The organism is Pseudomonas sp. CCI1.1 (genome assembly GCF_034348165.1).
In the GTDB taxonomy this organism is placed as follows: domain Bacteria; phylum Pseudomonadota; class Gammaproteobacteria; order Pseudomonadales; family Pseudomonadaceae; genus Aquipseudomonas; species Aquipseudomonas paracarnis.
This window is the reverse complement of the sequence record NZ_CP133780.1, coordinates 677568-692531: the sequence shown is the minus strand read 5'-3', so window position 1 is coordinate 692531 and position 14964 is coordinate 677568. Positions and strand designations below refer to the sequence as shown.

Here is a 14964-nt window from a genome sequence, read left to right as displayed (position 1 = left end):
CATTTTTTTAACAAAAACATTAGTCTGACAACCTGATAATCAGACTGAAATGTACAGCCTAGGTACTTCTGCAATGATTCATGACTTTTGCATTATCGGCGGCGGCATCGTCGGCCTGGCCACCGCCATGGAGCTGCTCAAGCGCCAACCTGGCGCGTCGCTGGTGATCCTGGAAAAAGAGTCGGTGCTGGCCAAGCACCAGACCGGCCACAACAGCGGCGTGATCCATGCCGGCATCTACTATGCACCCGGCAGCCTCAAGGCCGATTTGTGCAAGCGCGGCGCCGAAGCCACCAAGCAGTTCTGCCGCGAACACGGGATCAAATTCGAGGTGTGCGGCAAGCTGCTGGTGGCCTCAAGTCCGCTGGAAATGCAACGCATGGAAACGCTGTACGCCCGTGCCCAGCTCAATGGCATGCAGGTCGAGCGCTTGAATGCCGAACAACTGCGCCAGCGTGAACCGAACATCGTCGGCCTCGGCGGCTTGTTTCTCGATGCCACCGGCATTGTCGATTACCGCCAGGTGTGCGAGACCATGGCCCAGGTGATTCGTCGCAGCGGTGGGCAGATCTGCCTGGAACGCACCGTCACTGCCATCCACGAAAACACCGATACGGTCACCGTCAACACCGAGGGCGAGACCTGGCAGGCCCGCCACTTGGTGGTGTGCGCCGGCTTGCAGTCAGACCGCCTGGCCCGCCTGGCCGGCATCCGTATCGACCATCAGATCATCCCGTTTCGGGGCGAGTACTTCCGCCTGCCCGCCGCCAAGAACAACATCGTCAACCATCTGATCTACCCGATCCCCGACCCGGAGCTGCCCTTCCTCGGCGTGCACCTGACCCGCATGATCGACGGCAGCGTCACCGTCGGCCCGAATGCCGTGCTGGGCCTGGGCCGCGAGAACTACCGCAAGTTTTCGGTGAACTGGCGCGACGTGGCGCAGTACGCCAGCTTCCCGGGTTTCTGGAAAACCCTGTGGCAAAACCTCGGTTCCGGCACCACCGAGATGAAGAACTCGTTGTTCAAGTCCGGCTACCTGGAGCAGTGCCGCAAGTACTGCCCGTCCCTGACGCTCGATGACCTGCTGCCCTACGAGGCCGGCATCCGTGCCCAGGCGGTAATGCGCGACGGCAGCCTGGTGCACGACTTTCTGTTCGCCCAAACCTCACGAATGCTGCATGTGTGCAATGCGCCCTCACCGGCCGCCACCTCAGCCATGCCCATCGGCGCGATGATCGCCGACCGCCTGTTCCACCCCCAGTAAGACCGCACCGCCCGCTCACCCAACAATAACTACAAAGACCCAGAAGGAAGTCCAGCATGTCGGCATCCGCCTCCATTCCCGGTACCGAAACGCCCGAACAAACCCGCAAGCGCCTACGCAAAGTAGCCGCCGCCACCATCTTCGGCTCGATGCTGGAGTGGTATGACTTTTACCTGTACGCCACCATGGCGGCGATTGTGTTTTCGAAGATCTTCTTCGATAACAGCGACCCGAAGACCGCCACGCTGATGGCCTTTTCGACCTTTGCCATCGGCTTTATCGCCCGCCCCTTCGGCGGCATCCTGTTTGGCTACCTGGGCGACAAGTTCGGGCGCAAGCAAGTGCTGGTGCTGACCTTCTGCCTGATGGGCGTGTGCACCACCTTGATCGGCTTGATCCCCAGCTACGCCTCCATCGGCATCTGGGCCCCGATCCTGCTGGTGTTTATCCGCATCATCCAGGGCCTGGGCGCAGGTGCCGAGTTGTCGGGCGCGGCAGTCACCTCCTACGAGCATGCCTCCCAAGGCAAGCGTGGCAGCCAGGGCGCCTGGCCGGCACTGGGCCTGAACCTGGGCCTGTTGCTGTCCTCGCTGACTATTTACCTGCTGACCATCAACGGCAACGAGTTCCTGCTGGCCGGCGGCTGGCGCATTCCGTTTATCTGCAGCATCGTGCTGGTAGGCGTCGGCCTGTGGGTGCGCAACAGCATTCCGGAGACCCCACAGTTCGAAGCGCTGAGCACAGAAAAAGCCAAGGCCAAGCCATCGCCTCTCAAAGCCTTGTTCAAGAATGACCTCAAGGGCCTCGCCGTGGTGTTTTTTGTCGCGATTGGCTACAACGCCCTGAGCTACATCTTCAAGACCTTCTCCCTGGCGTACCTGACCCAATTCAAAGGCGTGGACGTGCATGTCACCTCGCTGTCGGTGACCATCGCCAGCCTGGTGGCCATCGTCGCCGTGCCCTGCTTCGGCTGGCTGTGTGACAAGTGGAGCAGCAAGACCGTGTTGATGCTCGGCGGGCTGTGCTCGCTGTTGTTCGCCTACCCGTTCCTGGCCCTGCTCAACAGTGGTGAAAGCCTGATGATTTACCTCGCCATCGGGGTGGGCACCGGAATCCTCGCGCCGATGATGTTCGCCCCCCAGGGTTCGTTCCTGAGCCGGCAGTTCCCGACGCAAACGCGCTCATCGGGCTTTGGCACCGGGCGGGAGATCGGCACCGCCATTGCCGGTGGCCTGGCACCGCTGGGCGCGCTGTCGATGGTAGCGGCCTCGGCCACCCACTCCACCGATGGCGTGGTGGTGATCCTCGCGATTTCTGCCTTGTTGGTGGTGGTGTTTGCCCTCTGCGATCAGGGCGCGAAACACTCGACATTCAAGAACTGAGCAAAAAAAGTTCGGACCAACGGGTGCATGGATGCACCTGGATCGCGCATCATGGGCACTTTCAAGCTCAAGGGTAACGTCCATGCGCGTTCTGTCATTGATGATGGGTCTTACGACGCTGGCCGCCACTACGGTGTTCTGCGCCAGCGCGATGGCGAATGAAGAAAGTCAGTTAGTCCAACAGATCAACCAATACCGCAGCCAGGTGCAACGCTGCGGTGACCAGGGTTCCCAGGAGCTTCCGCCGCTGACCAGCGACACGCGGCTGGTGTTGCCGGCCTCCAATGTCGGCGATTTGCAGCAGTCGCTGGCGCGCGCTGCCTACCCGATGGTGAATGTGCAGGCCATCAGCCTGTCCGGGCCCAAGGATGCCGAGGCCGCGATGAAAGCGGTGCGCGAAAGCTTTTGCCGCGTAGTGCTCGACCCGCAATTTGTCGACATCGGCGTCAGCAACAGCGGCCAGGACTGGCGCATCGTGCTGGCTCGCCCGTTGGTGACCAGCGGCCTGGGCGATTGGCAGACCGAAGGCAGAAAACTGCTCGACCTGATCAACACCGCCCGTGCCGAGCCGCGCCAGTGTGGCACCCAGGCGTTCACCGCCACGGCGCCCCTGTCGTGGAACGACACCCTGGCCGGCGCAGCCAACAGCCATACCCGCAACATGGCCAACGGCAATTTCTTCGACCACCTGGACCCCGACGGCCGCACGCCGGGTGACCGCGCCGAGTTGGCGGGGTATATCGCGAAGAATATCGGCGAAAACATCGCCGCCGGCCTCGACACGCCGCGCAAGGTCGTCGACGGTTGGCTCGCCAGCCCCGGCCACTGCGCCAACCTGATGAACCCGCAGTTTCGCGAATTGGGTGCTGCCTACGCCATGGACCCCAAGAGTGACGCGGGCATCTATTGGACGGGCTTATTCGGCACGCAATAAGGTTGGGCGCCGGCCCAACCGGCCAATAATGAAGGCGTGCAAATAGACAGTGAAATCAAAGTGCTATCAGGGAGATAATCGCGCTGAACTGAATGCGGTCATTCCGGTCTGTTGCTAGTCGGTATGACTCTTCAAAGCTAAACAGTACGTAGCAAGCAAGGTGTGAACCCCATGATGAATTGGCTGCAAGGCAGCAGCGAAATGGCAGAGCGGGTTCGTCAGCACGATTGGGCCAGTACGCCCCTGGGGCCACTTGAACACTGGCCCGATGTGTTGAAGACAACCGTTGCGCTGTGCTTCGCGTCGAGTTTCCCCCAGGCCATCGTCTGGGGGCCTCAGTTGATTACCCTCTACAACGACGCGTTCACGCCGATCCTGGGTAGCAAACCCGACGCCTTGGGCCGCCCGTTCAACGAGATCTGGCACGAGGTGTGGGACGATATCAGCCCTATCGCCGACGCCGCGTTCGATGGGCACGCCACCTATATCGAAAACTTCCCGCTGTTGATCCAACGCAACGAAGCGCCGGAACAAGCCTATTTCACCTTCTGCTACAGCCCGATTCGCAATGCCCAAGGTGTAGTGGTCGGTTTGCTCGACACGGTGACCGAAACCACTGCCACAGTGTTCCTCGCCCGTCGTCTTGAAGTGCTGGACGCCATTAGCAATAGCGTGACCAACGCTACCGACGCCGAAACCATCCTGACGTCTACGACTCGCCTGCTGGCCGAACATCTGCAGGTGTCCATCTGTGCCTACGCCGACATGGACGAGGATGAAGATGGCTTTACCATTCGAGGCGACTGGTCGGCGCAAGGCTCGCCGAGCATCATCGGCCATTACAGCCTGGCGGCGTTTGGCGAATGCGCGGTCAACTGCCTGCGTGCCGGCGAGCCACTGGTGATACGCAATAATCTGATCGAGCTGCCGCCCCATGACGCCGCGAGCTTCCAGGCACTCGGTGTGACGGCCACCATTTGCATGCCCTTGATCAAAGACGGGCGGCTCACCGCACTGATGGCCGTACACGACAAAGTGCCGCGTTTTTGGTCGTCCTACGACATCGCGCTGTTGGGCGAAGTCACCGAACGTTCATGGGCGCATATCGAGCGCGTGCGTGCCGACGCCGCCGTGCGTAAGGGCCTGGCCGCCTATGCGGAACTCAATGCCAGCCTGGAGCAGCGCGTGAATGAGCGTACCCGTGCGCTGGCCGAAGCCGAAGCTGCACTGCGCCAGTCACAAAAACTTGAGGCCATCGGCCAACTGACCGGTGGCGTCGCCCATGACTTCAATAACCTGCTGACCATTATCCGCTCATCCGTTGATTTCCTGCGCCAACCGGGCCTGTCCGAAGAGCGTCGGCAACGTTATATGTGCGCGGTGTCCGACACGGTGGAGCGGGCCAGCAAGCTCACCAGCCAACTGCTCGCTTTTGCCCGTCGCCAACCATTGAACCCGCAGGTGTTCGATGTCGGCCAGCGCGTGCAGAACATCGGCGAGATGCTCGAAAGCGTCACCGGCGCACGCATTCATGTGCAGGTGCAATTGCCCGATCGGCCCTGCTATGCACGCATCGACCCAAGCCAGTTCGAAACCGCGCTGATCAACATCGCCCTCAACGCCCGCGATGCGATGGACGGCCAGGGTACCCTGACCCTCAAAGTCGCCAGCGAGCAAACGCTGCCACGTATTCGCGGGGATGCCGAGTCGTGCATGCCCTACATCGCCATTTCTCTGGCCGATACCGGCACCGGGATTCCCAGCGATACCTTCGAACGCATCTTCGAGCCGTTCTTCACCACCAAGGCCGTGGGCAAAGGCACGGGCCTTGGCCTGTCGCAGGTATTCGGCTTTGCCAAGCAGTCAGGCGGCAATATCGATGTGGCCAGCACCCTTGGCCAGGGTACGGTGTTTACCTTGTACCTGCCGCAGGTCGAAGGCGAAGCGGCGCCGGATCAAGACCCGCATACAGACTTGCCAGCGCCGCAAGAGGCTGCTCATCAGCACGTGCTGATCGTCGAGGACAACCTTGAGGTAGGACGCTTCGCCAGCCAGATCCTCAAGGACCTGGGTTACCAGACCACGTGGGCGACCAATGCCGAACAGGCGCTGAACCTCGCCGGCACAGACGTCCAGGGGTTCGATGCGATTTTCTCCGACGTGGTGATGCCCGGCATGACCGGCGTGGCCATGGCCAAGCTACTGCGCCAGCGCCGCCCGGACCTGCCCGTGGTACTCGTCTCCGGCTACAGCGAGGAACTGGCGGACAGCGGCTATGAAGGCTTTGAGTTCCTCGCCAAGCCCTACTCCGCCGACCAGGTTGCGCGAGTGCTGGCAAAGGCGATGAGCAAGGATCAGTCGACAACCGCCACCTGATTGCGGCCCGATGCCTTGGCCTGGTACAGGGCCTTGTCGGCGCTGTTCATCAAGCCGTTCAAATCCAGAGGCTGAGCGTGGGTCGATGCCACGCCCAAGCTTGCGCTCACCCCTTGTACCGGGTCGGCGGGCAAGTGATAAATCGTCTGGAGCAACTGCTCGGCAATGCTGCGTGCGGTCTCCAATGAGGTATTGGGCAGCAGCACTGCAAACTCCTCGCCCCCCAGGCGACCGTAGATATCGGTCTGGCGAAAGGACGCGCTGATCACCGCGCCAATCTGACGCAACACCTGGTCGCCGGCCTGGTGGCCGTAGGTGTCATTGATGGCTTTGAAGTGGTCCATGTCCATCATCAATGCACACAACGGCTGCTGCTCGCGAAGGCACTGGGCATACAGCAACTGAGCCTGTTCGTAGAACGCCCGACGGTTCATCAGCCCGGTCAGTTCATCGGTCTGAGCGGCGCGGGTGGAAATATGATGAGCGCGTTCCATTTGCCTCGTCAGGCGAAAGGCTTTTTCCAGGGCATCGGAGAGTTTGCGCGTGGCACCGGCCACAAACGAAGCAAACACCAGCACCGCCAACGCCACGCCGACCTGCATCGGCGAAGGCTGAAACAGCATCCATACCGTACAGGGAAGCAACACCAGCGCCATCGAGCCCAGCGTCATGTAGCGATAGGCTGAATAACAGGACACCGCGCTGACCGACATGCCCACGGTAAACAGCATCACCAGCACCTGGGATAAGCGGTCATCGACCGGCATCACCGCCAGCGCCCCGCCGCCCCAGATACCCGCCGACAGCATCAGCGTGACCCAGTAGCGGCGTTCCCAACGGGCGGGCGTGCGCGCCGCGTCAGGGCAGCGAAACCATTGCACGAACAGATGCAGGCGCACCAATGACGAGCCCGCCAACAGTACCAACCACACCAGGATGACCTGATGATCGAACCGATCCCAGCACAGCCAGCAGAGCATGACGGCGCCCAGGTAGCTGCCGAAGATCGCCGAGAATGATTGACGAAACAGCTGGTGCAAACGGTCGGTTCGCACCTGCTCTTCGATGGAGTGACCCTGGTCCTGCCCGAGGCTATTCATGGGGTTGGCCTGTTTGACCGGCGACGGCAAAGGCGCCATTGTGGCACCTTGCCAGCAAGCCGAACAGCGGCATACGCCGCGCTAGAGCGTTTCAGGCTCTTGAGGTCGCAAAATCAGCACGCCCAGGGGCGGCAGGTTCAAAGACAACGACACCGGTTGCCCATGGCGCGGCTCATCCTGGGTAAACACGGCTCCGCCATTCCCGTAATTGGAGCCGGCGTAGGTATCGGCATCACTGTTGATCACCTCACTCCAACGCCCACCAAACGGCACACCGACTGCGTAGCCTTCACGGGGCACCGGGGTGAAGTTGGCAACCACCAACACCGGCTTGCCACCCTTGCTCCAGCGCAGCCAGGCGTAGACGCTGTTGATCGCGTCATCACCGATCAGCCATTGGAAGCCCTGGGGCGCATCGTCCTGTTCGTGCAACGCCGGTTCTTCGCGGTACAGGCGGTTCAGGTCGCCAACCAGCTTCTGCACCCCACGGTGCTCGGGGTATTGCAGCAAATACCAATCCAGTTGCTGGTCGTGGTTCCACTCGCGCCATTGGCCAAATTCGCAGCCCATGAACAGCAGCTTCTTGCCGGGGTGCATCCACATGAAACTGAGGTAGGCGCGCAGGTTGGCAAATTTCTGCCAGCGGTCGCCGGGCATCTTGTCGATCAGCGAGTGCTTGCCGTGCACCACCTCATCATGGGAAATCGGCAGGATAAAGCGCTCCGACCAGGCGTACACCAGCCCGAAACTCAGCTCGTTGTGATGATGGGCGCGGTACACCGGGTCTTGCTGGATGTAATGCAGGGAGTCGTGCATCCAGCCCATGTTCCATTTGTAGTTGAAGCCCAGGCCTCCCTGTTGGGTCGGCTGGCTGACGCCGGGCCAGGCCGTGGACTCCTCGGCAATTACCAACGCGCCCGGCGCTTCAAGGGCAACCACGTCGTTCAGGTGCCGCAAGAAATCGATGGCTTCCAGGTTCTCGCGGCCGCCATGACGGTTGGGCACCCATTCACCGGCCTTGCGCGAATAATCGCGATACAGCATGGAGGCCACTGCGTCCACACGCAGGCCGTCCACGTGGAAATGCTTGAGCCAGTGCAAGGCCGACGCGAGCATGAAACCGTGGACCTCGGTGCGGCCCAGGTTGTAGATCAGCGTGTCCCAGTCCTGGTGAAAACCTTCCAGCGGGTTGGCGTATTCGTAGAGCGCGGTACCGTCAAATTGCGCCAGGCCGTGGGTATCGGTGGGGAAATGCGCTGGCACCCAATCAAGGATCACGCCGATATCGGCCTGATGGCAGGCATTGACGAACCAGGCGAAGTCTTCCGGCGAGCCAAAGCGCGCGCTGGGGGCAAACTGGGATAACGCTTGATAACCCCACGAGCCACCAAAGGGGTGCTCCATGATCGGCATCAATTCGATATGGGTGAAGCCCAATTGTTGAACGTAAGGAATCAGCCGCTCGGCCAATTCGCGCCAGCCATATTGCCGAGCCACTTCACCGGCCTCGTCCAGCTCGCACTGCCAGGACCCCACATGCAGCTCGTAGATCGACAACGGCGCGGTGGCTTTCTGCTTGTCTCCCCGCGATTGCATCCACTCATGGTCCTGCCAATCCACCTGCAAAGGTGCGGCGACCTTCGAGGCGGTGTCCGGCGGTAGTTGGGTGGCCAGCGCCACAGGGTCGGCCTTGAGCGGCAGAATGCCGTGGGCACCGAGAATTTCATACTTGTAGGCCGCGCCCGGTTGCAGGCGCGGGATAAAGATTTCCCACACCCCCGATGGATGACGCAGGCGCATCGGGTGGCGGCGCCCGTCCCAGATATTGAAGTCGCCCACCACCGAAACCCGCCGGGCGTTCGGCGCCCACACGGCAAAGCGCACGCCTTGCACGCCATCGACGCTGACCACCTGAGCCCCCAGGCAGTTGCCCAGGTCACGGTGATTGCCTTCGGCAAACAGGTACAGGTCCATTTCCCCCAGCAGCAATTGGCTGAAGCTGTAGGGGTCTTCGGTGATCTGCTCACCGCCGGCCCACTGGATTTTCAGCAGGTAGGGCTGGCGAGTGCTGAAGTGCCCAATAAACAGGCCTGGCACCTGGGTGGCATCGAGGCTGCCAAACGGCTCACCTGTGTCACGCGCCAGTACCTGGACACTCAGGGCCTCGGGCAGGAACGCACGGATAAACTGGCCGCCCTGCTCGTCATCATGGGGCCCCAGGATCGAAAAGGGGTCGGGGTGCTCGGCGCGCACCAGCGCATCGACGTCCTTGGACGCCGGCAATGCAGTCAACTTGGGCTGCAGCGGTTCTCTCTGTGTAAAACTCATGACGTCTCCCCACCGCGTACAGGTTTAGATATAGGTGTCAGCCCGCTCAACAAGCCGTGCAGCCCTTGCAGGGGCACCGGCAGCCAGGTCGGGCGGTTTTCTGCTTCGTAGGCCACTTCGTACGCGGCCTTTTCCAAGCTGAACAAGGTCAGCGCTGCGTCTTGGCCGTTGGCATCCTGCCAGTCATGCGCCAGTGTAGACGCAGCGGCCTGGTAAGCCTGGGTAAATGCTACGCGGGCTTCATTCAGGTAGCGGTCGGTCACGCGTTTACGCGCAGCGTTCGCTTCTGGCGTGTGATCCACCCCTTGTACATTCAGCGCCATGGCCGCGGCATAATCAAAGGAACGCAGCACACCGCTCACATCTTTATAAGGGCTGTGTTTGCCGCGCCGCTCATGCAGCGGTCGCGCCGGTTCGCCCTCGAAGTCGATCAAGTAGGCATCGCCCTTGACCACCAATACCTGGCCCAGGTGCAAGTCACCGTGGACGCGAATGCGCAATCCGCCCGCCGTGGCTTTGGCCAACGCCTGGACATGCGCCGCGATGGCTTTTTTCTGCGCCAGTAATTCACTGACCAACGCCTGGTCGGCGGGGTTCAACTGGCTTTGATTAAGCTTGAGCAAGTGCAAGGCACGGTCGATCTGGGCGCCGACATCCTTGGCCCAGGCTTGGGTGTCTTTGATTGTGGTGGGTTCGGGTTTGAAGGCCTTGTCGGCCGTTGGCGCACCCAGCACCAGGTGCATTTCACCCAGGCGCTGACCGAGCAAACCGGCAAAATCTGCCAGTTCCCCGAGGGCGTTGTAATGCTGTTCCTGTTCAGAGATCGCGTCGGCCAGCTCATCGCGGATCGCCCGCTCCAAGTTGTTCTGGGTCCAGCTCCAGGCATCGCCCTGATTGCTCAAGTAACCCTGGGCAATCATCAGCAAGTTGTCCTGTCCCTGCCCGTCCTGGCGGCTCATAAAGCCCAGCAGCGGCGAGATGTTCGGGTAGCCAGCGGCGGTCAGGTACGCACTCATTTCCAGCTCCGGGTGCACGCCGGCGCTGACTTTGCGAATCAGCTTGAGCACCAGACTCTCACCGACCACCACCGAGCTGTTGGACTGCTCGGCGGACAAGTAACGCACCGGCGATTCACGGGTCAGTTGCAATGCGGCCAAGTGATGAGTGGCCTCGAATCGCAGATCGCCGTCAGGGGTATTGAGCACCGTGCCGGCCTGCATGGCCTGGATCACCTCAAGGATAAAATGCTCAAGGCTGAAGGCATCGGTCACCAAACCTACCTGGCGGGTGCGTCGCACTCGGGCCAACGCCAATTGCTGGGGCAAGGCGCTGGTGAACTGGTCTTCGCCAAGGAAGCCCAAGGGCAGTTGGTAGCGGCTGACCTGGCCGGCACTGGTCACTTCGATCTCACTGAGCAACACCGGATGCTGCGGGTCGCCAAAACGCACGCCATATGCGATGTGCACCGTGTCGATTGCCGTATCTTTGCCGGCAAACCAGCGCCGCTTGGGCAGCCAGGCGGGCAGTGACGTATGTTCCAGGCTGGTGCGGCAAGGTTCTTCGAGTAGCTCTTCCATGCGTTTTTTCAGTACCAAAGTGGTGAAGTCGGGCATGCTTTGCGCCGGTTCCACATGCCAGCTGGGCATCTGGTTTTCCGCTGCCAGCACGAACCAATAGAAACCATAGGGCGCCAGGGTCAGCAGGAAATTCAGCTGGCCGATTGGCGGGAAGGCATTACCGCCAAGCATCTCCACCGGCACCATGCCGGCAAAGGCCGACAGGTCCAGCTCCGCCGCCTGGGCGCTGCGCGACACGTTGGCCACGCACAGGATGATCTCGGTGTGGCCGTCTTCACCGGTGTATTCACGGGTGTAAGCCAGGATGCGCCGGTTAGTCGGCGAGAGCATTTTCAAGCTGCCACGACCAAACGCCTTGGACTGCTTGCGCACTGCGAGCATGCGCCGGGTCCAGTTGAGCAATGAATGCGGGTCCTGGGCCTGGGTCTCGACGTTGACCGACTGGTAGCCGTATTGCGGGTCCATGATCGGCGGCAACACCAGACTGGCCGGGTCGGCACGGGAAAACCCGCCATTGCGGTCGATGGACCATTGCATGGGCGTGCGCACGCCGTCACGGTCGCCCAGGTAGATGTTGTCGCCCATGCCGATTTCATCGCCGTAGTACAGGGTCGGCGTGCCCGGCATCGACAGCAACAGGCTGTTGAGCAATTCCACCCGCCGACGATCGCGCTCCACCAGCGGCGCCAGGCGTCGCCGAATGCCCAGGTTGATGCGGGCGCGGCGGTCTGCGGCGTAGTAGTTCCACAGGTAGTCGCGCTCTTTGTCGGTGACCATTTCCAGGGTCAGCTCATCATGGTTGCGCAGGAAAATTGCCCACTGGCAGTTGGCGGGAATCTCCGGGGTCTGGCGCAGAATGTCGGTAATGGGGAAGCGATCTTCCTGGGCCAACGCCATGTACATGCGCGGCATCAGTGGAAAGTGAAAGGCCATGTGGCATTCATCGCCGTCATCACCCTTTCTATCCCCAAAGTACAGCTGCGTGTCTTCCGGCCACTGGTTGGCTTCGGCCAGCAGCATGCGGTCGGGATAATGGGCATCGATCTCAGCGCGGATCTGCTTGAGGACGTTGTGGGTTTCCGCCAGGTTTTCGTTGTTGGTGCCGTCCCGTTCGATCAGATAGGGAATGGCGTCCAGGCGCAGGCCGTCGATGCCCAGGTCGAGCCAATAGCGCATCACCGACAGCACCGCTTTCATGACCTGCGGGTTATCGAAGTTGAGGTCCGGTTGGTGCGAGTAAAAACGGTGCCAGAAGTACTGGCCGGCCACCGGGTCCCAGGTCCAGTTGGACTTTTCGGTGTCGAGGAAAATAATGCGCGTGCCGTCGTATTTCTGGTCATCGTCCGACCACACATAAAAGTCCCGCGCCGCCGAGCCTGGCTTGGCCTTGCGCGCACGCTGGAACCAGGGGTGCTGGTCGGAGGTGTGGTTGATCACAAGCTCGGTGATCACGCGCAGCCCGCGTTGATGGGCTTGGGCAATAAAGCGCTTGGCGTCGGCCATCGTCCCGTAGTCGCTGTGCACGCCGCGGTATTCGGCAATGTCGTAGCCGTCATCACGGCGGGGAGACGGGTAGAACGGCAGCAGCCAGATGGTGTTCACGCCCAGGTCAGCGATGTAGTCGAGTTTGGCGATCAGCCCGGCAAAGTCACCAATGCCGTCGTTGTTGGAGTCGAAATAGGATTTGACGTGTACCTGGTAGATCACCGCGTCTTTGTACCAGAGCGGGTCTTTGATGAAGGTGGCTGCCTTGGGTTTCTTGGCCATTGCAAACTCCTGAAAATACAAAGTTCTCGAGGATCGTTCCCAGGCTCCGCGTGGGAATGCAGCCCCGGACGCTCCGCGTCCCAAGCGCGACGCAGAGCGTCCAGTGAGGCATTCCCACGCAGAGCGAAGTGAGGCGTTCCCACGCAGAGCGTGGGAACGAGCACTCAGGGGGTGCTGATGCGCCATATCCCGAACGGCATCTGCGGCTCCAGCCGGGTCCATTGGGTCTTGCCGTACCAGGTCCAGCGATGGCCGTTCATCAAGTCTTCGCCCTGGGTCTGGGCATCGTCGGGCAAGCCCATCTCCCACAGCGGCAATTCAAAGTGGGCTTCCTGGGCGTTGTGCGGGTCGAGGTTGACGGCGACCAGAATGAAATTGCTGCCGTCCTCGCTGCGCTTGCCGAAGTACAGGATGTTGTCGTTCCAGGCGTTGTAGAGCTTGAGCCCCAGGTGCGTGTGCAACGCCGGGTTCTGGCGGCGGATGCGGTTGAGCTGGGCGATCTCGGCGATGATGTTGCCGGGGGCGGTAAAGTCGCGGGGGCGGATCTCGTACTTTTCGGAGTCGAGGTATTCTTCTTTGCCTGGCACGGGCGCCGACTCACACAACTCAAAGCCTGAATACATCCCCCACAGGCCCGAGCCCATCGTGGCCAGCGCAGCGCGGATCAGGAAGCCTGCGCGGCCGGAGTCATGCAGGAAACCCGGGTTGATGTCCGGCGTATTGACGAAGAAGTTCGGGCGGTAGCACTCACGCCAGGGCGATTGGTTCAGTTGAGTGAGGTACTCGCTCAGTTCAGCCTTGGTGTTGCGCCACGTAAAGTAGGTATAGCTCTGGGAATAGCCGACCTTGCCCAGGCGCGCCATCATTGCCGGGGTGGTGAAAGCTTCGGCGAGGAAGATCACCTCCGGGTACTTGGCACGCACGTCGCTGATCAGCCATTGCCAGAACGGCAGCGGCTTGGTGTGCGGGTTGTCGACGCGAAAGGTCTTCACGCCCTCTTCCACCCAGCCCACCACAATGTCGCGCAGTTCTGTCCATAAGCCCGGAATCGCATCCGCCGCATAGAAATCGACGTTGACGATGTCCTGATACTTTTTCGGCGGGTTCTCGGCGTACTTAATCGTGCCGTCGGGCCGCCAGTTGAACCAGCCAGGGTGCTGTTCAAGCCATGGGTGGTCCTGGGAGCACTGGATGGCGAAGTCCAGGGCAATTTCCAGGCCGTGGTCGGCAGCGGCCTTGACCAGGCGACGGAAATCCTCACGGCTGCCCAGTTGCGGGTGAATCGCCTCATGCCCGCCCTCCGCGCTGCCGATGGCATACGGACTGCCCGGATCATCGGGGCCTGCGGTGAGTGAGTTGTTCTTGCCCTTGCGGTGGCTGCGGCCGATAGGATGGATCGGCGGGAAGTACAGCACGTCAAAACCCATGTCGTGGATCATCGACAAGCGCGAGTGCACGTCGTTGAATGTACCGTGGCGGGCCGGATCATCGGTGATCGAGCGGGGAAACAGCTCATACCAACTGGCGAACTGCGCCGCCTCACGCTCTACGTCAATTGGGTAGGCGGGGCTGACGCTCAGATACGCGCGATGATCGGCCTGGGTCATCAGGTGTGCACTGTCTTCGTGCAGGAACAACGCCACCTGCTCGGTTTCCAGCAGGCCCGACAGTTCGTGGTGCAACACCATCAAACGGTCGCGCAATTCGTTGTCACTGCGCTCGGCAGCCTGCAACACCAGGCTGCGGCCTTCCTGCAATTCAAGGCTGACCGGCACCCCGGCCTCATGTTTCTTGCGCAATTCATAGCAGAAGCTGGCGAAGGTATCGATCCATGCCTCGATGCAGTATTCATGCGGCCCGAGTTGGGCGACGGTGAACGCGCCTTCCCAGCCATCGTTGCCGACATCGGTCATGACCACGCTGTGCCAGCTTTCTTCCTCCAGCACGCGCCAGCGGATCAGCACCGCCAGCTTGTCGTGACCATCAGCGAACACTTTGCTGGTGACATTGACACGCTGGCCGACCACAGCCTTGACGGCGAACTCACCATTGTCGATCACCGGCATGGTGCTTTCGATAGCGATCCTGGGTAACAACAGCGCTTGCGACAGCGGCAGTATCGAGCCTTCTGGAGCCAGTGTTTCAGCAATCATCGAGCATCTTCCCCTTACGCCCTGTGGACGCTCTTGGCTTGATCCGAATTCAAAGGCGGCGACGCTTTCCCTGAGCGTGG

General features: G+C 61.1%; 8 protein-coding genes. 4 read left to right on the top strand and 4 right to left on the bottom strand.

Translation table 11 applies throughout. The features are described 5' to 3' along the window. Positions 1 to 73 precede the first annotated feature (73 nt). From lhgO to RHM69_RS02980, 4 genes are all read left to right on the top strand, one after another. Positions 74 to 1267 (top strand): L-2-hydroxyglutarate oxidase, encoded by a 1194-nt coding sequence (gene lhgO, locus RHM69_RS02995; RefSeq protein WP_200600353.1) that lies wholly within the window; start codon positions 74 to 76, stop codon positions 1265 to 1267. A 56-nt stretch (positions 1268 to 1323) separates the two neighbouring features. After that, on the top strand, positions 1324 to 2649 hold the full coding sequence (locus RHM69_RS02990) for an MFS transporter (RefSeq protein WP_014718679.1): 1326 nt from the start codon (positions 1324 to 1326) through the stop codon (positions 2647 to 2649). 82 nt (positions 2650 to 2731) lie between these two features. Next, on the top strand, positions 2732 to 3583 hold the full coding sequence (locus tag RHM69_RS02985) for a CAP domain-containing protein (RefSeq protein ID WP_014718680.1): 852 nt from the start codon (positions 2732 to 2734) through the stop codon (positions 3581 to 3583). A gap of 171 nt (positions 3584 to 3754) precedes the next feature. Beyond that, positions 3755 to 5959, top strand: a complete 2205-nt coding sequence (locus RHM69_RS02980) for a GAF domain-containing protein (protein WP_014718681.1) — start codon at positions 3755 to 3757, stop codon at positions 5957 to 5959. Here RHM69_RS02980 and RHM69_RS02975 read toward each other — a convergent pair. The 4 genes from RHM69_RS02975 to RHM69_RS02960 all read right to left on the bottom strand — a co-directional run bounded on the left by RHM69_RS02975 (position 5938) and on the right by RHM69_RS02960 (position 14884). Next, the gene (locus tag RHM69_RS02975) at positions 5938 to 7098 is read right to left on the bottom strand and encodes a sensor domain-containing diguanylate cyclase (RefSeq protein WP_019816876.1); all 1161 of its coding nucleotides are present in this window, start codon (positions 7096 to 7098) and stop codon (positions 5938 to 5940) included. The two genes, RHM69_RS02980 and RHM69_RS02975, sit on opposite strands and share 22 nt — an antisense overlap. Positions 7099 to 7140: 42 nt before the next feature. Continuing rightward, complete coding sequence (gene glgB, locus RHM69_RS02970; RefSeq protein WP_014718682.1) at positions 7141 to 9387, bottom strand: 1,4-alpha-glucan branching protein GlgB; 2247 nt, start codon at positions 9385 to 9387, stop codon at positions 7141 to 7143. Beyond that, a complete protein-coding gene (gene treS, locus RHM69_RS02965; protein WP_200600351.1) occupies positions 9384 to 12731 on the bottom strand; it encodes a maltose alpha-D-glucosyltransferase in 3348 nt (1115 codons plus the stop codon). Before treS ends, glgB begins: the two co-directional genes overlap by 4 nt. A 164-nt stretch (positions 12732 to 12895) precedes the next feature. Next, the gene (locus tag RHM69_RS02960; RefSeq protein ID WP_020301129.1) at positions 12896 to 14884 is read right to left on the bottom strand and encodes an alpha-1,4-glucan--maltose-1-phosphate maltosyltransferase; all 1989 of its coding nucleotides are present in this window, start codon (positions 14882 to 14884) and stop codon (positions 12896 to 12898) included. Positions 14885 to 14964 lie beyond the last annotated feature (80 nt).